The following is an 18393-nucleotide window of genomic DNA, read 5'->3' as shown; positions in this document are numbered from 1 at the left end:
CGCGCACCCGCGCGCCGCCGCCGCCACAGGCCGAAGCCGGCGAGGGCGCCCAGTCCGGCGCCGCCGAGAGGGAGGGCGACGTCGCCAGCGTGCCCGCCGGTGGGCTGGCTGCCGCCGAGTCCCGTGTCCACGCCGCCGCGCGGCTGGACCGGAGCGGCCGCCCCGGGAGCGGTGGGCAGCGGACCGGTGATGATCTGCTCCGGGGTGCCGTCGTGCGCGGGGATCCTGGTGATGGCGACGGGGACGGACGGGTCGGCGGCGGCGGGTGCCTGCGGCAGCGCGCGGCCGTCGCCGGGGACGGGGGCGGGAGCGGACACGGGAGCGGACGCGCGCGGCGACGGCGTCGCGGCGCTGGCCGCCGCCACCGGCAGCGCGACACCGCCGGCGACGGCGCCGACGAACGTGACCGTGAGCGCCGAGGTGGTGAGCAGCCGTCGAGCGGTCCGGGTCGGACGGGTAGGAGCGTTCATCGTTGGGCTGCCTCGATCCTGTCGGTGGCATCCGGGCCAGGCACGGGCCTGGCGGATGGCGGTTACCGGCCGGTGTCGATCGCCCGGCCTGGACCGAGCCTGTCGGCGGTGGGTGGGGTGACTGTGAGACGACGGTGAGAGGCCTCTCACGCGCGGTGCGTCCTCGACCGAGCGCGGGCCGGGTGCTGTCGTCGGGCTCGCCTACCATGGCGGTCATGGCGGATCAGCCGGGCACGCTTGGGTCGGTGGCCGGCGACCGGGCGGTGCCGGAGCTGGAGGCCCGAACGGCGACCTGGCGGATCGGGCTGGCGACGTTGGGGCTGCTGGCGGTCATCGGTGGCCTCGCAGCCGCGGTCGTGTCCGCCTCCGGCGAGCCCCGTCCTCCGGACCTGGGCGGGCCGATTCTGGCCAGGGGAGCGGTGACCACGTCCGCGCCGACGCCCTCCGCCGACTCCTCCCCGCCGCCCGAGCTGCCGGTGGTGACCTATCAGCGGTCCGGCGACGGGGGCGAGGTCAGGGTGAGCGCGGCGCCGGTCCCCGTCCGCCCGGTGCCACTGCCGGTCGCCTCCGAGGCGGCCAGCGCGAGGACGCCGCGGACGACGGCGCCCGAGCCGGCCGCGCGTACGGCGCAGCCCGCGCCGTCGCTGCCGGCCCAGGAGTCCACGCCCTAAGCACCAGGTCCATGCCCTGGGCGTCCCGCCGCGGGCGCTCGGCGGATGAGAGCCTTCTCATCGTGTCCTCATCCGTGGCTTCGGCGGTGTCGGGACGCTCCAGTGCATGGTGCCCGGGTGGCCGAGGGCCCGCAGGCTGGCGAGCGGTCTGGTGAGGATCCGTGCCGTGACCGGGTCCGCGCGGCTGCGCATCCTCGGCTGGCAGCTGCTTCTCGTGGCGCTGGCGTTGGCCGGGTCGGTGCTGGCCGCCCGCCAGGTGCTGCTCGCGCGGGTCGACGAGCGGGTGGACCAGGGCCTGGCCAAGGAGGTCAGCGAGCTGCGCCGGTTCGTCGACAAGAGCGTCGACCCGGCCACCGAGCGGTCGCAGTTCGCCGACGTGCGTGCCCTGCTGGAGACCTACCTGGAGCGGGCGATCCCGGACCGCAACCAGACGATGCTCGCGCTCGTGAACGGCGACCCCACCTACCGGAGCGCCGAGACGCCGCCATACCGGCTCGACGGCGACCGGGCGGCGATCGACGCGTTCGTGTCCTCCACCTCGGCCGGCCAGCCGCACTACGGGCGGGTCGCGACGCCGGCTGGCGCGGTGCGCTACGTCGCGGTACCGGTGAGCGTCCAGGGCCATCCCGAGCGGGGCGTCTTCGTGTCGGCAGTGTTCGTCGACCGGGAACGGGCCGAGGTGGACGAGGTGGTCCGGGTGCTCGGCGTCGTCGGGTTCGGCGCGCTGGCGGTCGCCGGCGCCGCCGGGTGGATGGTCGCGGGACGGGTGCTCGCCCCGGTGCGGATGGTCCGCCGGACCGCTCAGACGATCACGGAGACGGACCTGTCGCGCCGCATCCCGGTCGGCGGTCGGTGGGGTGTCCGCCGGCCGGGTCGGGTCGCGGCCGGCGCCGGTCGGGACGGTCGGGACGGTCGGGACGAGATCACGGAGCTGGCGCGGACGTTCAACGGCATGCTGGATCGCCTGGAGCAGGCGTTCGCGACTCAGCGCGCCTTCGTCGACGACGCCGGCCACGAGCTGCGCACTCCGATCACCATCATCCGTGGGCATCTGGAACTGCTCGGCGACGACCCGGACGAGCGGGCCGAGACCATCCCCCTCGTCCTCGACGAGCTCGACCGGATGAGCAGGATGGTCGACGACCTGCTGGTGCTCGCGAAGGCGGAGCAGCCCGACTTCCTGCGCCGCCAACCGGTGGATCTCGCCGTGTTCACCACGGACCTGTTCGTGAAGGCGCGGGCACTGGCGCCGCGCGCGTGGCGGCTGGAGGGGGTCGGCGACGGCCGCCTGCTCGCCGACCGGCAGCGGCTGACGCAGGCGCTGCTGCAGCTCGCGCAGAACGCGACCCAGCAAACCGGGGCCGGCGGCGCGATCGGGATCGGCTCGGCCGTCGACGACGACATCGCGCGCTTCTGGGTGACCGACTCTGGTCCCGGCGTGGCCCCGGCCGACCGGGCGCGCATCTTCGAACGCTTCGCCCGTGGTGTTCCCACACGGCCACCGTCGGCTGCCGGCGGCGGCGCGGGACTCGGTCTCGCGATCGTGCGGGCGATCGCGACGGCGCATGGCGGTGCCGTCCGGGTGAGTGGTGAGCCCGGCGAGGGCGCGACCTTCATCCTGGAGCTGAGCCTGCTGGATCAGGGTCTTCGCGACCACGAGCCGCGTCGTCCCGCGTTACGCGAACCCGAACCGGACGGCGGGGAACCGGGCGGCGCCCGATCGGGTGGACACGGATCGGGCGGTCTCAGATCGGGCGGTCCCGAACCAGACAGGGGGTGGGCATGACGAATCGAGTGCTCATAGCCGAGGACGAGCACCGGATCGCCTCTTTCATTTCGAAGGGCCTGCGTTCCAACGGTTTCGTCCCGACATGCGTGAGCGATGGCCAGTCAGCGCTGGAGGTGGCCCTCTCCGGTGAGGTTGACCTGCTCGTCCTCGACATCGGCCTGCCAGACCTGGATGGATTCACGGTGCTGCGCCGGCTGCGCTCCGCCGGTTCGCGGCTCCCGGTGGTCGTGCTCACCGCCCGCGATGGTGTGCGGGACACGGTCGCCGCCCTCGAGGGCGGGGCCGACGACTACATGAGCAAGCCGTTCCGGTTCGAGGAGCTGCTCGCCCGCGTCCGGCTGCGGCTGCGACCCGAGCGGTCCGCGGCCGAGCAGACCGTGCTGCGCAGCGGCGGCCTCGCCCTGGACCTGCGCACCCGCAGGGCGCACGTCGGCGACCGGGCCGTCGACCTGACCGCGCGCGAGTTCGTCCTGGCCGAGACGTTCCTGCGCCACCCCGGCCAGGTGCTCGCCCGCGAGCAGCTGCTCTCCGCCGTCTGGGGCTACGACTACGACCCCGGCAGCAACATCGTCGACGTCTACGTCGGCTACCTGCGACGCAAGCTGGGCGCCACCCGCATCACGACGGTCCGAGGCATGGGCTACCGCCTGGAAGCCGGGACCGCGCCTGGCGTCGACACGGCCAGGGTCACGACGTGAACATCCGGACCGGTGCCGCGCGGTGGCGCTCGGCGAGCAGGTCGAGGCGGACGGCCGACGGGGCGGGAAGCAGGTCAGGCCGGCCCATGGCCATCGCGGCCTCGGCGGCGGCGGTGGCCTCGGCGGCGGTGGCCTCCATGGCGTCTGCGAGCTTGGCCTGCAGGCCGGTGACGGCGAGCGGATCGAGGCCGAGCAGCCGGGTGGCGGCCGAGGCGGGACCGCCGACCGCGCCGTAAGCGGCGGCGAGCGCCGCGTCCGCCGGCTCGAGCCCGGCCGCGGCGGCGACCACGCCCAGCGCGATCGGATGGTGGGGGGCGGGTGCCTGCCTGGCTCCCGTGGCCGAACCCCCAGCGTTGGGCGGGAAGATCCGCGACAGGTCCCAGGCGGCTCTGCCCGCGCGCAGCAGCGTCCGCCCCTGGGCCCGGCTCGCGTCCCGCTGGGCCGGCGACGGGGTACGGGCGTCGAGCTCGGCGTCCAGCGCGGCGAGCCGGGCCGCGCGCTCCTGTCCGGCCGCCGGGGTGTCCGGGGCTCCCGCCAGTTCGCCGACCTCCGCGGCCAGGATCTCCGCGGCCGGGGCCTCCGCGGCGGGGGCCGCGGTGTCGATCCGGCAGGTCCAGCAGGCCGCGGCGGCGAACGACGCGGCCACCAGGCCGGTGGTGCCGAGCCGGCCCAGCAGGAACGCGGCCAGGTCGTCCAGGCCGGTCACACCGCCGTCCACGACGGCCGCCTCGACTCCGCCGGAGTGCGCGTGCCCGCCGGCCGGCAGCCGTCCGTCCGCCAGCACGAGCAGGGCGGCGCGCGCCGCCGGCCGTCGCTCGCCTGACATTCCTGTGATCACGGCCCCTCCGATGCACTAACGTCGCCGCCGGCTTGGTCAAAGTCCCAAGGAGCTGTAGGTCCCGCGGAGCCGTGGCCCTTCAGGAGCCGCTGCCCCCAGAACCGTCGCCCCTCAGAACGTCTTCCCCAAGGAGGCATCCCGTGCCCACGGCGCCATCCAGCCTCGCGAGCCCGGCCGTCCGTGGCGAGGTGTCGCCGGCCGGCCCGAGCACCGCGGTGGACGCGGCGGACACCGCGCGGCCGCTCGCCCAGCCAATCATCCGGCTCGGCCGCGGGCGGCAGCGGCGGTCCCGTGCCGTGGCCGCCGTGGCCATCGCCGCCGCTCTCGCGATCGGCTCGCTCACCGCCTGCGGGCACAAGCATCCGCCCAAGCCGGCCAACTTCTCCTGCTCCGCCTCCAGCAAGGCGGAATGGTCGGACAAGGAGAAGCGGTGGGTGTGCGTGCCCAAGTCCAGCGGCAGCTCGGGCGGCTCGTCGGGGAAGAAAAAGAAGAGGTAGCGACGCGTCCTCGCGGCGACGGGTTCCGGCTGACCGGGTCCCGGCTGGCCGGGTGACTGGTGATCCGACCTGCGTCGCGGCCGCGGTCACAGCGGCGGGCAACGCGGCGGTAACAGGGGGGACCTAGCGTCCGAGGTTGTCCCTTCGTCGGCGGAGCGACCGCGTCCGCGCCGCGCCGCCGACGAGCACCGAGACGCGGGAGGGCAGCCGCATGCAGACGGCGACCGTGCGGGCTACACCGGCGACCGTGCTGGTCACACCGGCGACGTTCGGTGTGTTCGAGGTCGACTGGGCCGGGATCGACTGGTCGTCGCGTACGCCGGCCTCCGTCGGAGAGCTGCCCGGTCTCGCCGAGATCGAGGACTTCTACCGGTCTTTCGGCTTCGTGCTCCTGCGCGGCCTGGTCGGCGACGAGCTGACCGGCCGGATGGAGACCGAGTGCGCCGCGGTTCAGGACGACGTGCTCGCCGGCGGGCTGCCGGAACGGTACGGGTCGACGAAGTACCTGGATGACGTCGAGAAGATCGAGAAGTTCGTCAACTACGTCGAGCACGTTCAGGAGCTCTCCCCGGCCGTGCTGGCGGCGGCGACCCTGCCGCCGCTGCTCGCGGTGATCCGTCGGCTGATCGGCGACGGTGCCTGGCTCAACTCGTCGGACAAGGCCGGCATCGTCTACCAGGACTCGCGCCCCGGCCGCGAGTCCGGTTACACCCGGATCGGCTGGCACTCCGACTGGCAGGCGATGCCGAGCGTCGACGTCTGGCCGGGGCTCGCGTTCACCTTCCACCTGGACGCGACCAGCCCGGCGAACGGCTTCCTGCGCGTCGTCCCCGGCAGTCACAACTGGGCGACCCCTGCGCCGTACCGCAACGTCAACAACATCGCGGTGCCCGACGACGCCCGGCCCGCCGGCGGCTACACCACCACCCCGGCCCCGGTCACGATGCCGCTCGGCTTCGAGAAGGTGCCTGGGGAGGTCGCCGTCTACGCCGAGCGCGGCGACGTGATCCTGCACGACGGCTACCTGTGGCACTCCGCGTCGCGCGCCACCGACGACGACGGCGTCCGCCGCCACGTCCGCGGCGGCTACTTCGGCGGCGACGAGGCCAACTACCGCCCCCAGTTCCTCAAGAACGCCGCCCGATAGTCCCGCGCGGCCGGCCACTCCGGCCGATGGCCGGGAACCGGGTCGCGGAAGCTCCCGCGCCCTCGACGGGAAGGGGCAAGTCGCCGCTGAGCCGGGCGCGCTAGTAGGTGCAGCTTGGAGCGGCGGGGGCCTGTGGGGCCGCGGTCGTGGGGGCGGGTGCCGGACCTGAGGCGGCGCCGCCCGAGGCGCCGTCGGCTCCCGCCATGACGGGAGCCACGACCTCGGTGAACTCCGAGCCGAGGATGAGATGGATTCCGGTGACGGTCGGGTCGGAGCGCAGGAGGGATCCGGGAACGGCCGCCTGCACCGTGCGCGCGGCGTCCTCCTTGCCCGCGCCGTAAAGCACCCGGGACGAGGTGTAGGTGAGGGACTCGGCGGTGAGGGTGCCGGAGACGTGGAAGCCCTTGTCTGTCAGGTCCTTGGTGACCTGAGCGGCGAGCCCCGACCGATGGGAGCCGTTGTAGACCGCGACGGTCACCTGCGACGGCGGGACCGTGACCGGGCCGGGGGCCGGTTCGGTGGTCGGGGGCGCCGTGTCCTCGACGCCGTCGACGTGTCCGCCCAGCGGGACGACGAGCCGGGCGAGGTCGACCGGGTTGTAGATCTGCACGGAGGTCGCGACGCCGTGCAGCATGATGTTGCCGCTGTTTCCGATCCCGCCCTCGGCCTCGGTGGGCGGGTGTGTCGGCAGCGTCTCCATGTGGATCGAGCCGGCGGCCACGCCGCGCATCTGGGTGGCCAGGTCCCGCAGGTCGTTGATGCTGGTCTTGTCGTCCAGGGTGAGCGCGGACGTGGCCGTCGAGAGCAGGCCCTGCAGCTTGACCGGGTTGGTCAGGACGTCGCCGGTGGTCGCCTTGTGGAACACCGCCCCGATGAACTGCTGCTGGCGCTTGATCCGGTCGATGTCCCCGTTCGGCAGGCCGTGGCGCTGACGGACGAACGCGAGGCCCTGGCTGCCGTTCACGTGGATGGCCTGCCCGGGGCCGCCGCGCCAGCCGCTAATCGGGTCGTTCGTATTGGTGCTGACCCGCGCTCGGCCCGTGTCGTCCTTGAAGTGTTCCTGGAGGCTCGAGGGCAGGACGCAGACATCGACGCCGCCGATCGCGTCCGTGATCGCCTTGAAGCCCTCGAGGTCCATCGAGACGTAGTGGTCGACCCGCATGCTGGTCAGGCTCTCGACCATCTTCACCAGCAGTGACGGCCCGCCGTCGGAGATCGCCGAGTTGAACTTGTCCCTGTGTGCAGGGTGGCTCTTGCCGGCGGAGTCGGTGTACTCGGGGACCAGCACGTACGTGTCACGGGGGAAGGACACCATCGTCGTGGTGCCGTCCTCGGCCAGATGGACCAGGATCGTCGTGTCTGAACGCTGGCCGGGAGCGTTGCCGAACTCCCCGTCCGATCCCGCCCGGCTGTCCGTGCCGACCACCAGGTAGTTCTCCACGCCGCGCTTCTCGTCGGGCCGGTCGTCACCCAGGTCGAGCCCGATCCGGTTGATGTTCCCGTTGGCGTAGGTGTACGTCGCCCAGCCGCCGGCGGTCACCACCAGCACCAGCGCGGACAGCACGCCGAGCAGCCCGCGCAGCGCGCGGCGTCCGCCCCGCGCGCGCCTCGGGCCGAGCCCGTCCCGGCCGTCGTCCGACCGCGGGTCCAGATGGGGAGGAAGCGACGCCCCGGCCAACGCTGCCCGCCTCTCTCGCAGATGCCGCCCGTCCGCGGATCCTGCTCGGCAGGCAGATGATAAATCGCCCTATTTTTACCGGACGACCCACCATGTGCCCAACGCGGCTTCGCGATGGCCGTCGCGGAGCTCTATGCGGGCTGCTCGTGCGTGGTTCTGAGAGGCTGCTGCTCCCGGCGGAGCGTTCACGCTGGCAGAGCGTTCCAACTGGCGGAGCGTTCTCAGAAGAGGAAGTAGCGCTGGGCCATCGGCAGCTCGCGGACGGGGGCGGGCTCGATGGCCTCGCCGTCGATGGTGACGGTGAAGGTGTCCGGGTCCACGCGGATGTCCGGGGTGGCGGTGTTGCCGGGCAGGTCGGCCTTGCCGCGGGAGCGGACGTCGAGGACCGGGACCATCGGGGTCGCGAGCTGGAGCCGCTCGGCCAGGCCGTCCTCGATCGCGGCGGGCGCGACGAAGGTGAGCGACCCGGCGGCGGCGGGGCCGCGAGCGGCGCCGAACATCGGGCGGGGGAGCACCGGCTGCGGGGTCGGGATCGAGGCGTTCGCGTCGCCCATCGCGGCCCAGGCGATGAGCCCGCCCTTGATGACGACGGACGGGCGGACGCCGAAGAACGCCGGCTCGTAGAGCACCAGGTCGGCGAGCTTGCCGGCCTCCACCGAGCCGACCTCGCCCTCCAGGCCATGCGCGACGGCCGGGCAGATCGTGTACTTGGCGACGTAGCGCTGGGCGCGCAGGTTGTCGGCCCGACCGTCACCGGGCAGGGTGCCGCGGCGCTTCTTCATCACGTGCGCGGTCTGCCAGGTGCGCAGGACGACCTCGCCGATCCGGCCCATCGCCTGCGAGTCCGAGCCGATCATCGAGATCGCGCCCATGTCGTGCAGGAAGTCCTCGGCCGCGATCGTCGACGGCCGGATGCGGCTCTCGGCGAACGCCAGGTCCTCGGGGATCGACGGGTTCAGGTGGTGGCAGACCATCAGCATGTCGAGGTGCTCGTCGAGCGTGTTGACGGTGTGCGGACGGGTCGGGTTCGTCGACGAGGGCAGCACGTTGCCGGCCGCGACGACGGTGATGATGTCCGGCGCGTGCCCGCCGCCCGCGCCCTCGGTGTGGTAGGCGTGGATCGCCCGGCCGGCGATCGCGGCCAGCGTGCTCTCGACGTAACCGGCCTCGTTGAGGGTGTCCGAGTGCAGCGCGACCTGCACCCCGGCCGCGTCCGCGACCCGCAGCGAGGCGTCGATCACGGCCGGCGTGGTGCCCCAGTCCTCGTGCAGCTTGAACGCGGCGGCGCCGGCCCGCAGCTGCTCCCAGAGCGACTCCTCGTTCGTGGTGTTGCCCTTGCCGAGCAGGAGGACGTTGACCGGCCAGTCGTCCATCGCCGACAGCATCCTGGCCAGGTTCCAGCCGCCGGGGGTCACCGTCGTCGCCTTGGTGCCCTCGGCCGGGCCGGTGCCGCCGCCGATCAGCGTGGTGATGCCGGCGCCGAGCGCCTCGGGGACCTGCTGCGGGCAGATGAAGTGGACGTGGCAGTCGATCGCGCCGGCCGTCATGATCCTGCCGTTGCCGGCGATGATCTCGGTGCCGGGGCCGATCACCAGGTCCGGGTGCACCCCGTCCATCGTGTCCGGGTTGCCGGCCTTGCCGAGGGCGACGATCCGGCCGTCGCGGACGCCGACGTCGGCCTTCACCACGCCCCAGTGGTCGAGCACGATCGCGCCGGTGATGACCAGGTCCGGCGCCCCCTGGGCACGGGTCGCCCGGGACTGGCCCATCGACTCGCGGATGACCTTGCCACCGCCGAAGACCGCCTCGTCGCCGGTACCTGCCCCGCCGGGCCCGCGGCTGAGGTCGTCGGTGACCTCGATGAACAGGTCGGTGTCGGCGAGCCGGACCCGGTCGCCGACCGTCGGTCCGTACAGCGCGGCATACCGCGACCGGTCCAGCGTGGCCATATCGGACCTCTCTGCTTCTCTACTGCTTCTCTACTTCTCTGCTTCGCTTCTGCTCGTTACGCGGGACGAGACGAACCGGCCAGACCGGGCCCGTCAGGCCGGCGGCGTCGGGGACGCGTCGCGTTCGTCGAGCTTGCCGGCCCACTCGAGACGCAGGCCGGGGACGTCACGCCCGCCGGCCAGCGGTACCAGGGTGACCTCCCGCTCGATCCCGGGCTCGAAGCGGACCGCCGTGCCCGCGGGCACGGCGAGCCGATGTCCCCAGGCGGCCGTCCGGTCGAAGGCGAGCGCCGGGTTCGCGGCGGCGAAGTGGTAGTGCGAGCCGACCTGGACCGGCCGGTCGCCCGCGTTGCGCACCACCAGCGTGACGGTCGGCCGCCCCGGGTTGATCTCGATCAGGTCGTCGTCATGCAGAACCTCGCCGGGAACGATCGGCATCCGCACTCCCTGTGTCGTTCGAGATCCAGCCCCAAGCTTGCTTCGCAACCACGCGGCGCGGAGGTCCGCCTCCGCGGAGACCTGGCGCCGGAGCGAAGCGAAGTGGTTCAGGTAGGGCTCAAGCTCTGAATCGGGTCGGTTCGGTCTGGTGACGTTCAGCGGTGGGCGACCGTGCTGGCGCGGAGGCGCGCCTCGCGGAGGCCCGGCCCACGAGCGAAGCGACGTGGGCCGGGCCGCAGCGAGGTCGCCGGAGCGCCCGTGAGCGGAGGAGGACACCGCGCGGAGGTCCCTCGGGAGCGACGGGGTCCCTGCGGAATCGGCGAAGCCGATTTCGGAGGTCGTGAGTGAGGGGCCGGAGCGCGGTGTCCGGACGGAGCGAACCATGAACACAGTCAGGGGATCGGGTGGTGGACCGTGACGAGCTTGGTGCCGTCGGGGAAGGTCGCCTCGACCTGTACCTCGGCCAGCATCTCCGGGATGCCGTCCAGGACGTCGTCCCTGGTCAGCACGGTGCGGCCGGCGGCCATCAGCTCGGCCACCGTGCGGCCGTCGCGGGCGCCCTCGAGCAGGAAGGAGGTCAGGAGCGCCACGGCTTCCGGATAGTTGAGCCGCAGGCCGCGGGCCCGCCGCTCCCTGGCGAGGTTGGCCGCGACGTGGATCAGCAGCCGTTCCTGTTCATGCGGACTCAGCAGCACGGCGCCAACCTAGGGCCAGCAGATGACGATGGCGTAACACCGATCGTCCGCGCGTCGGGTCGGACCGCCCCGGTGAGCGGAGTGCGCGCCCCCGATTCGCGGGACATTGTCACTTTCCGTCGCCGATTGGGTCGCCTGCTTGCCGTCAGTGTCCACTCGGCGGTTCGCGCCGGTCCGCTTCGGGGCCGCGCGGGCGAGCCAAGTGCGTCACAACCAGGTGGAGTTACCTGCTGTTCACAAAGGGGCGATGGGTGCGATACGCCCGCTTTCTAACGTCCGGAGAACCGCCCGGGTGGGCCGGATGTGCCGGCGGTGGGGATCTACGCCCCGGGGCGATGTGATGGGGGTTCGGTGACGACTGGATTCGATAGGCGGGGCTTCCTGCGGCGTGGCGCGGGTGTCACGGTGGGTGCCGCGGCGCTGGCGGTCGGCGGCAGCAGCCTGCTCGCCGCCTGCGGCGACGACGACGACTCGGGGACGACGGCGGCGGCCACCAGTGGTGGCGCGGCGTCCTTCGGCAAGCTGGACTACCGGCTTTCCTGGATCAAGAACGTCGAGTTCGCCGGCGCGTACATCGCCGACCAGAAGGGCTATTACAAGGCGGCCGGCTTCTCCGCGGTCAACCTGATCGCGGGCGGCCCGAGTGCCACCCCGCAGGACGCCGACGTGGCGACCGGCAAGGCGTTCGTCGGCATCTCCGCGCCGGACATCACGGGTAACGCGATCCTCCAGGGCGCGCCGCTGAGGATCATTGGCGCTCAGTACCAGAAGAACCCGTTCGCGATCATGTCGCTGGCGGACAAGCCGATCAAGACGCCGCAGGACATGATCGGAAAGAAGATCGGCGTGCAGGCGACGAACGAGTCCGTCTGGACCGCGTTCCTCACCGCGAACGGCCTCGACGCGTCGAAGATCGAAAAGGTGCCGGTCGAGTTCGACCCGACGCCGCTCACCACCGGGCAGGTCGACGCCTGGTTCTCCTTCGTCACCAACGAGCCGAACCTGCTCAAGGTGAAGGGCGTCGACACGTTCACGTTCCTGCTCGCGGACTTCAAGTACCCCCTGGTGTCCGAGACCTACATGGTCACCGAGGACACCCTCAAGAACGACAAGGACAAGATCAAGGCCTTCCTGACGGCCGAGATCAAGGGCTGGGCGGACTCGATCCACGACCCGTCCGTGGCCGCGAAGTACGCCGCCGAGATCTACGGCAAGGACCAGGGCCTCGACGCGGCCGAGCAGACGCTGGAGTCGACCGCCCAGAACGAGCTGCTGCTCACCGACGACACCAAGAAGAACGGCCTGTTCACGATCACGCCGACGCTCATCGAAGAGAACATCGCGACGCTGAAGCTGGCCAAGGTGGACATCACCGCCGAGCAGCTGTTCGACACCAGCATCATCGACGAGATCTACAAGGAGAACCCGGCCCTGATCCAGCTGCCGCTCTAGACGGCGGCGGCGATCGGATCTTTTCGTCCGGGCGTCCTTGACGAACTCGACAGGGAGAAATCGAGACCGACATGAGCACCTCCGCCACGCCCACGCCGGAGTCCGCCCTCGACGAGGCGGGAGTCACGCCTGGTAAGGAGACGGCCGGCGTCGCGCCGGCCGCCGCCGAACCGGCCCCGGGGTCCGGGGTGAGCGTGGCGGGCCTGCGCAAGGAGTTCCGCCTTGGCCGCAGGTCGGTAGTCGCCCTGGACAACGTGAACCTGTCCACGACGGAGGGCTCGTTCCTCACCCTGATCGGGCCCTCCGGCTGCGGGAAGTCGACCGTCCTGCGGATCCTCGCCGACCTGGAGGGGCCGACCCAGGGCGAGGTGCTGGTGCACGGCGAGCCGCCGTCGACGGCTCGCCGCAACCACCACCTCGGGATCGCCTTCCAGGACGCGGCTCTGCTGCCGTGGCGGTCGGTGGAGGCGAACATCCGGCTGCCGCTGGAGGTGAGTGGCACCAGGACGAACAAGAAGGTGATCGCCGACCTGATCTCGCTGGTCGGCCTCACCGGCTTCGAGAAGGCGCGCCCGGCGCAGCTGTCCGGCGGCATGCGCCAGCGGGTCGCGATCGCGCGCGCCCTGGTCGTCGAGCCGAAGGTCCTCCTGCTCGACGAGCCGTTCGGTGCCCTGGACGACATGACCCGCCAGCGGCTGAACTTCGAGCTGCTGAGGATCTGGACGGAGCGGGCGACGACGACCCTGCTGGTCACCCACTCCATTCCCGAGGCGGTCATCCTGTCCGACAAGGTCGCCGTGATGAGCCCCCGCCCCGGGCGGATCGCCGCGATCGTCGACATCGACCTGCCGCGCCCGCGCACCCCGGAGATGCTGCGCACCTCGCAGTTCCACGACCTGCACGACCAGCTGTCGAGCCTGCTGTTCTCTGGCCAGGGCGACGACAGCGCGCAGGCAGCGTGACGGCGGTGGTGCGCCGATGACGACGATTCAGGACACGCCGGCCGGAGCGGCCGTCGGCCCGACGGGCGGTGGCCCAGGCCAGCCGGGCGGCGCGGGCAGCGCCCGTTCCGGCGGCGCGCCGTCGTGGCTCGGCGGCCTGATCGGGACCGTCGCCGTGATCGCCCTGTGGTGGATTCTCGCGGTGACCGCGTTCGAGCACGGCGGCGCGGTGCCGACTCCCTGGGAGGTCCTGAAGGACCTGTGGACCGACCGGCATCTGTGGTCGAGCCCGGTCAGCTCGACCGTATGGATCGCGCTCAAGGGATACCTGATCGGCAACGGCCTCGCGATCGGTCTCGCCGTCCTGTGCTTCGGGATCCCGGTCGTCGACCGGATCGTCCTGCAGATCGGGGTCGCGTCGTACTGCCTGCCGATCATCGCGATCGGACCGATCCTCACCACGGTGTTCGACGGCACCACGCCGCAGACGGCGCTCGCCGGGATCTCCGTGTTCTTCACGACGCTGGTCGGCACGCTCGTCGGCCTGCGCTCCGCGGACCAGACGACGCTCGACCTGATCAAGGCCAGCGGCGGCGGGCGTTTCGCCCAGCTGCGTTACGTCCGGCTGCGCGCGGCGCTGCCGAGCACCTTCACCGGGCTGCAGATCGCGCCGCCGGCCGCCCTGCTGGGCGCGATCATCGGCGAGTACCTGGGCGCCGACAAGGGGATCGGGATCACGATGATCGCCTCCCAGCAGGGGTTCAACGTGCCCCGCACCTGGGCGCTCGCGCTCATCGCCTCGGCCATCGCCGGTATCGGGTATGGCATTACCTCGCTGGTCGCCCGGCTGCTCACGCCGTGGGCGCCGCGCGGGAACGTCGGAGGTGCATCGTGACGACGGCCGCCGCCCCGCCCAAGGCCACGACCGAGCCCGCGCCGGCCACGGCCGTCGCGCCCCCGGTTGAGGAACGCGCCCCCAGCTCGATGATCCTCATCACGGCGCTTTCCCGGCTCGGCCGGACCTTCGGGTCCGTGCTCGCCTCGGTCGTCGTGATCCTCGTCCTCTGGTATGCCTTCCTCAAGGTGTTCGACCTCAGCCCACTGGTCGCGAAGTCGCCGAAGGACGTCTACCACTACCTGTTCACCGTCCCCAAGGCGCCGGACAACCGGCACGCGATCTTCGACGCCCTGATGGTGACACTCGGCGACGCGCTGGCCGGCTATATCGCGGGAACGGTCGCCGCCATCGTCGTGGCGGTGCTTTTCGTGTTGTACCGGCCCGTCGAGCAGGCATTCATGCCCGTCGCGATGGTGCTGCGCTCGGTACCGCTGGTCGCGATGACCCCGATCATCACCCTGGTCTTCGGCCGGCATCTCGTGGGCGTCACGGTCATCGCTGGGATCGTGGTGTTCTTCCCCTCCCTGGTGAACATTGTCTTCGGCCTGCGCTCGACGCCACGCGCCGCCGCCGACCTGATTACCGCGTACGGGGGCTCCGAGTTCACGGTGCTGCGCAAGGTGGCCATTCCGAGCGCATTGCCGGCGCTGTTCGCCTCCGCGCGTATCGCCGTCCCGGGCGCCATCATCGGCGCGCTGCTGGCCGAATGGCTGGCCACCGGCAAGGCGCTCGGCTACTACATGCAGCACGCGCAGCAGACCTTCAACTACGGCGGCGTCTGGGCGGCGGTCATCGTCATCACCGCGGTCAGCATCGCCCTCTACGGCGTCGTCGGCATCATCGAGACCGTCGTCCTCGCCCGCTACGGCCCGGCACCGTCCCGCGGAAAGTGACGCCGCTGCATCCCGGTCGTTCCGGGTAGCCGGTCACGTAACCAGCAGGTTTCCGGACTCCCCAGACCACCCGAAAGGGGTGGCCCCGGGCCGTGCGTGAAGCGGCGACGCCCCACCCGCACGCGCCCCGCTCGTTTAGCGGCGGGCCCGCCCGCGCGTGAAGTGACGCGCTTCGTTCCCGCTTCGTTCCCGCCACGTTTGCCGGGGCCGGCGTGCCCCGGTGTGACGGTTGTGTTTCGGCGTACTTAATGCTTGGCAGCAATCGGTGACTGTGCTGTGCTTGCCTGCGACAATGGGGCGGCGGTCGTTCGGGTATGCCGAACGGCCGGACCCCCGGCGTCGAGCTTCGCTCGACCCCCTCAGCGGAGGTGAGCGTGTCGACTCCTCGGGGGTTGGCGGCTGGATGGCCGGGCTCGGGCCTCGTCGTGGGGCCCGCCCCGGTGCCAGGCGCGGTGGTGGGCGCCCAACCAGCGCCCGGAGCGCCCGGTGTCGTCGGCGGGCAGGGGCTGGTGCCGAGCGGCGGGGAGCGGGCCCGGCTGCGCCGGGTCGCCGTCGGCGAGGAGGACGCCGACCTGCTGGTCCACAGCGGGACCGTCGTCGTCGTGCAGACGGGCGAGCTGCTGCATCGGGACGTCGCGATCGTCGGCCGGTTCATCGCCGCCGTGACCAAGCCGGGCGCGATCGCCGGCCGGCGATCGCTCGACGCCTCGGGCCGCTACCTGCTCCCGGCCTTCGTCGACGCCCGCGTCCGGCCGGAGCGGACGCTGCTGATGCCGGGCGAGGCGGCCCGGCTGCTGGTGCCGCGCGGCACGGTGACCGTGTTGACCGACCCGTCCGGGCTCGCCGCGCGCTGCGGCCCACGCGGCGTGGGGCTCGCCACCGCGACCGGTACGCCGTTGCGCGCGCTGGCGCGCCGTCCCGGCCCCCCCGGGCGCACCGGGCCCACCCCCGCGGACCTGCTGCCGGGGGAGCGCCCCGGCACGCACCGCACGCTCGCCGACCTGGTCGGCTACGGCCAGCTTGCCTGTGCCGTGCGGCGCGCGGTGGTGGCGGGCATGCCCCCAGCGGAGGCGGTGCGCCGGGCGACCCTCGCGCCCGCCCGTTGGCACGGTCTCGACCACGTGCTCGGCGCCATCACCCCGTCGCACCTGGCCGACCTGCTCATCGTCTCCGAGATCGGCGGCCTCGAGCCGCCCGACCTGGTCGTCGCGGGCGGGCGGATCGCCGCTGGCCAGGGCCGGCCGCTGTTCGACAACTCTGACGTGGTGCCCGGCTGGGCCGTGGACAGCGTGCGCCTGCCGGCGAACCTGCACGTCGGCTCGTTCGCGGCGGCGCGCTGGCCCGGTCATCCCGCGCCGCTGCCACTCGCGGTGGAGATCGTGTCGCCGCTGTCCGCACCGGTGATCTCGCAGCGGTCGGCCGGCCTGCCCGGTCTGCTGCCGGGGCTGCCCGTCGTGCCCGGGGCACCGGGGATCGCCCCCGCGATTCCCGAATGGCAGCCCGCGACGGTGCTGCCCGTCGGTGAGCCGTCCGCGCGGCACGTGCGGTTCGAACCGACGGTACGGGACGGCCTGATCGCCGCCGACCCCGAGCACGACCTGCTCAAGGTGGCCCTCGTCGACCGGTCAGGCGCCCATGAGCCGGTGCGCGTGGGCCTGGTGCGCGGCGTCGGGCTCACCAGCGGCGCCGTCGGCGTCACCATCACCGAGCCGCCCGGCGACCTGCTGCTCGTCGGCGCGAACGACGCCGACCTGCTCACCGCCGCGCGGGCGCTGGAGGGCATGGGCGGCGGTTTCGTCGTCGTCGACCGCGGCTGGGTGCAGGCGGCCTGCCCGCTGCCGGTGGGCGGCGTCGTGAGCGACGCGCCCTGGGAGGCGGTCGACGGCCAGCTGGCCGCGGCCGACGCGGCCGCCATGGCGATCGGCTGCCGGCTGACCGCCCCGCTGCAGACCCTCGCCGACCTCGGCGAAGCCCTGTACGTCCAGCCCTGACGCGGGGAAGTTCTCGTCAGCTGGCGGCTTCGGCCGGTGGCTTGCCGTCGGCGGGCACCGCCGGGGGCGAGGAAGCGGCCGAGCCGGCCGCCGCCGGCTCGCGCGCGGGTGACTCCGCCGCGGCGACGGCTTCGGCGGACTCGCGCAGCGCCCGCTCGGTGTACTCGGACAGCGACCAGGAACGCCGTGGGGTCGACGCGTCCCGGATGTCCACCAGGCCGGCCCGCACCATCCGGAACAGCGCCCGGCGCGCCTCCGTCTTGGAGACGGCGAGCATCTGGGCGACGTCCTCGGTCCGCAGCCGGGACTGCCGGCGCAGCCGGGTGATGATCTGCAGCTCCGGCAGTGACAGCGGCCGGCCGCCGAGCTCGTGGCTGAGCACGAATCGGGCGAAGCCCAGGTCGGGGCGCCCGCCGGGGAGCACGACGACGACCGCGTGCTCACCGCTGCGGCCGTGGTCGGGCGGGGCGTGCCCGTGCCGCAGCTGCTCGCGCCAGATGTGGCTGACGCCCCGGCCGGTGCGCGTGACGATGCCGGCCCGGCGGAACGCGTCCGCGAGCAGCGGGTTGCGCGGGCTCGGCGGGGCGCTCAGCAGGCTCTCGACGGTGATCCCGGCCGGCAGCCCTGACGGGTTGGAGACGACGATCTGGTCGGCCGACCACTGCACGTGCACCGCGCCGGGGGCCGTGTAGTCGCGGTGGATCAGCGCGTTGGCCAGCGCCTCGCGAAACGCGCTCTCCGAGTACACCGGCACGCGCATCCGGACCAGGTCGAAGCGCACCTCCCGCATGGGGTTCAGCGCGCGGAACCGGGCCAGGAACTCCTCGACGAGCCGGAGCAGGGGCCAGCGCAGGAACACGTTCGTGCCGGTCGCCAGCCCGTCGATCCGGTCGAAGACCTGGATCGCGGCCTCGTGGGTGGGCGCGAAGCGGCGCAGCGACTCGGGCCGGCCGAACAGCAGCAGGCCCGCGAGCAGGATCTCCACCCGCTCGGGGCCCGCGTCGTCGCCTGCGGCCGCGTCGCCGGCCTCGGCCTCGGCCTCGGGGCCAGCGGCCTCGAGGTCAGCGGCGCTGGGCACGGTGCGCACGACGCCGAGCTCCCGTGCGAGCGCGAGGTCGTCGAGCAGAGCGAGCCGCTCGTCGGCCTTCTCCCGGTAGGCGCCGACGAGGCGGCGCAGCCGATCGAACTCGACCGGGTCGAGGTCGTCCCAGCCGGCGCCGGGCACCACCCGCCCGGTCACGTCGATCGTGCCGGTCACCGGCACGCGTCCCTCAGGACCATGACTCCCAGACCCCTGGCTTCCGGGCCCGCGGCCGGGCGTGTCGCCCTCAGCGCTTCGCACGGCAAT

17 protein-coding genes are annotated in these 18393 nt (G+C 72.7%); 10 read left to right on the top strand and 7 right to left on the bottom strand.

What is annotated here, in order from left to right:
- Positions 1 to 470 (bottom strand): LPXTG cell wall anchor domain-containing protein (locus FRCN3DRAFT_RS0234565; protein ID WP_007515175.1); only part of this gene is annotated, 470 nt, incomplete at its 3' end.
- A 215-nt stretch (positions 471 to 685) separates the two neighbouring features.
- On the opposite strand from FRCN3DRAFT_RS0234565, the gene FRCN3DRAFT_RS0234560 reads away from it, so the two are divergent.
- The 3 genes from FRCN3DRAFT_RS0234560 to FRCN3DRAFT_RS0234550 all read left to right on the top strand — a co-directional run bounded on the left by FRCN3DRAFT_RS0234560 (position 686) and on the right by FRCN3DRAFT_RS0234550 (position 3628).
- Positions 686 to 1141: a hypothetical protein gene (locus FRCN3DRAFT_RS0234560; protein ID WP_131803635.1), complete on the top strand. Its 456-nt coding sequence runs from the start codon at positions 686 to 688 to the stop codon at positions 1139 to 1141.
- Positions 1142 to 1307: 166 nt separating this feature from the next.
- Complete coding sequence (locus tag FRCN3DRAFT_RS0234555) at positions 1308 to 2927, top strand: sensor histidine kinase (protein ID WP_007515177.1); 1620 nt, start codon at positions 1308 to 1310, stop codon at positions 2925 to 2927.
- The gene (locus FRCN3DRAFT_RS0234550; protein WP_007515179.1) at positions 2924 to 3628 is read left to right on the top strand and encodes a response regulator transcription factor; all 705 of its coding nucleotides are present in this window, start codon (positions 2924 to 2926) and stop codon (positions 3626 to 3628) included. Before FRCN3DRAFT_RS0234555 ends, FRCN3DRAFT_RS0234550 begins: the two co-directional genes overlap by 4 nt.
- Here FRCN3DRAFT_RS0234550 and FRCN3DRAFT_RS0234545 read toward each other — a convergent pair.
- The gene (locus FRCN3DRAFT_RS0234545; RefSeq protein WP_035925542.1) at positions 3618 to 4454 is read right to left on the bottom strand and encodes an urease accessory UreF family protein; all 837 of its coding nucleotides are present in this window, start codon (positions 4452 to 4454) and stop codon (positions 3618 to 3620) included. The genes FRCN3DRAFT_RS0234550 and FRCN3DRAFT_RS0234545 overlap by 11 nt on opposite strands.
- Before the next feature lie 152 nt (positions 4455 to 4606).
- Here FRCN3DRAFT_RS0234545 and FRCN3DRAFT_RS0234540 point away from each other — a divergent pair, with 152 nt between their 5' ends.
- Both FRCN3DRAFT_RS0234540 and FRCN3DRAFT_RS0234535 read left to right on the top strand, forming a co-directional pair.
- A complete protein-coding gene (locus FRCN3DRAFT_RS0234540; protein ID WP_007515181.1) occupies positions 4607 to 4963 on the top strand; it encodes a hypothetical protein in 357 nt (118 codons plus the stop codon).
- Between the two features lie 211 nt (positions 4964 to 5174).
- Positions 5175 to 6110, top strand: coding sequence for a phytanoyl-CoA dioxygenase family protein (locus FRCN3DRAFT_RS0234535; protein WP_007515182.1), 936 nt, complete (start codon positions 5175 to 5177; stop codon positions 6108 to 6110).
- Positions 6111 to 6210: 100 nt separating this feature from the next.
- Here FRCN3DRAFT_RS0234535 and FRCN3DRAFT_RS0234530 read toward each other — a convergent pair whose 3' ends face one another.
- From FRCN3DRAFT_RS0234530 to FRCN3DRAFT_RS0234515, 4 genes are all read right to left on the bottom strand, one after another.
- The gene (locus FRCN3DRAFT_RS0234530) at positions 6211 to 7788 is read right to left on the bottom strand and encodes an LCP family protein (RefSeq protein WP_007515183.1); all 1578 of its coding nucleotides are present in this window, start codon (positions 7786 to 7788) and stop codon (positions 6211 to 6213) included.
- Positions 7789 to 8009: 221 nt separating this feature from the next.
- Entirely contained in the window at positions 8010 to 9737 is a 1728-nt protein-coding gene (locus FRCN3DRAFT_RS0234525; protein WP_007515184.1) for an urease subunit alpha, read from the bottom strand.
- A 93-nt stretch (positions 9738 to 9830) separates the two neighbouring features.
- Positions 9831 to 10175 carry an urease subunit beta gene (locus tag FRCN3DRAFT_RS0234520; protein ID WP_007515185.1) on the bottom strand — a complete coding sequence of 115 codons (345 nt, stop codon included), beginning with the start codon at positions 10173 to 10175 and terminating at the stop codon, positions 9831 to 9833.
- A 392-nt stretch (positions 10176 to 10567) separates the two neighbouring features.
- A complete protein-coding gene (locus tag FRCN3DRAFT_RS0234515; RefSeq protein ID WP_007515186.1) occupies positions 10568 to 10870 on the bottom strand; it encodes an urease subunit gamma in 303 nt (100 codons plus the stop codon).
- Between the two features lie 351 nt (positions 10871 to 11221).
- Here FRCN3DRAFT_RS0234515 and FRCN3DRAFT_RS0234510 point away from each other — a divergent pair, with 351 nt between their 5' ends.
- From FRCN3DRAFT_RS0234510 to FRCN3DRAFT_RS0234490, 5 genes are all read left to right on the top strand, one after another.
- A complete protein-coding gene (locus FRCN3DRAFT_RS0234510; RefSeq protein ID WP_007515187.1) occupies positions 11222 to 12322 on the top strand; it encodes an ABC transporter substrate-binding protein in 1101 nt (366 codons plus the stop codon).
- Positions 12323 to 12393: 71 nt separating this feature from the next.
- Entirely contained in the window at positions 12394 to 13284 is an 891-nt protein-coding gene (locus FRCN3DRAFT_RS0234505; protein WP_007515188.1) for an ABC transporter ATP-binding protein, read from the top strand.
- A gap of 16 nt (positions 13285 to 13300) precedes the next feature.
- Positions 13301 to 14158 (top strand): ABC transporter permease, encoded by an 858-nt coding sequence (locus FRCN3DRAFT_RS0234500; RefSeq protein WP_007515190.1) that lies wholly within the window; start codon positions 13301 to 13303, stop codon positions 14156 to 14158.
- Entirely contained in the window at positions 14155 to 15054 is a 900-nt protein-coding gene (locus tag FRCN3DRAFT_RS0234495; protein ID WP_007515191.1) for an ABC transporter permease, read from the top strand. The genes FRCN3DRAFT_RS0234500 and FRCN3DRAFT_RS0234495 overlap by 4 nt, the downstream gene beginning before the upstream one ends.
- A gap of 374 nt (positions 15055 to 15428) precedes the next feature.
- On the top strand, positions 15429 to 17045 hold the full coding sequence (locus FRCN3DRAFT_RS0234490; protein WP_232794244.1) for an adenine deaminase C-terminal domain-containing protein: 1617 nt from the start codon (positions 15429 to 15431) through the stop codon (positions 17043 to 17045).
- Positions 17046 to 17061: 16 nt separating this feature from the next.
- Here FRCN3DRAFT_RS0234490 and FRCN3DRAFT_RS0234485 read toward each other — a convergent pair whose 3' ends face one another.
- The gene (locus tag FRCN3DRAFT_RS0234485; protein ID WP_232794243.1) at positions 17062 to 18303 is read right to left on the bottom strand and encodes an ATP-binding protein; all 1242 of its coding nucleotides are present in this window, start codon (positions 18301 to 18303) and stop codon (positions 17062 to 17064) included.
- Positions 18304 to 18393 lie beyond the last annotated feature (90 nt).

This window comes from Pseudofrankia saprophytica (assembly GCF_000235425.2).
GTDB classification, from domain to species: domain Bacteria; phylum Actinomycetota; class Actinomycetes; order Frankiales; family Frankiaceae; genus Pseudofrankia; species Pseudofrankia saprophytica.
This window is presented reverse-complemented; position numbering and strand designations above follow the sequence as displayed.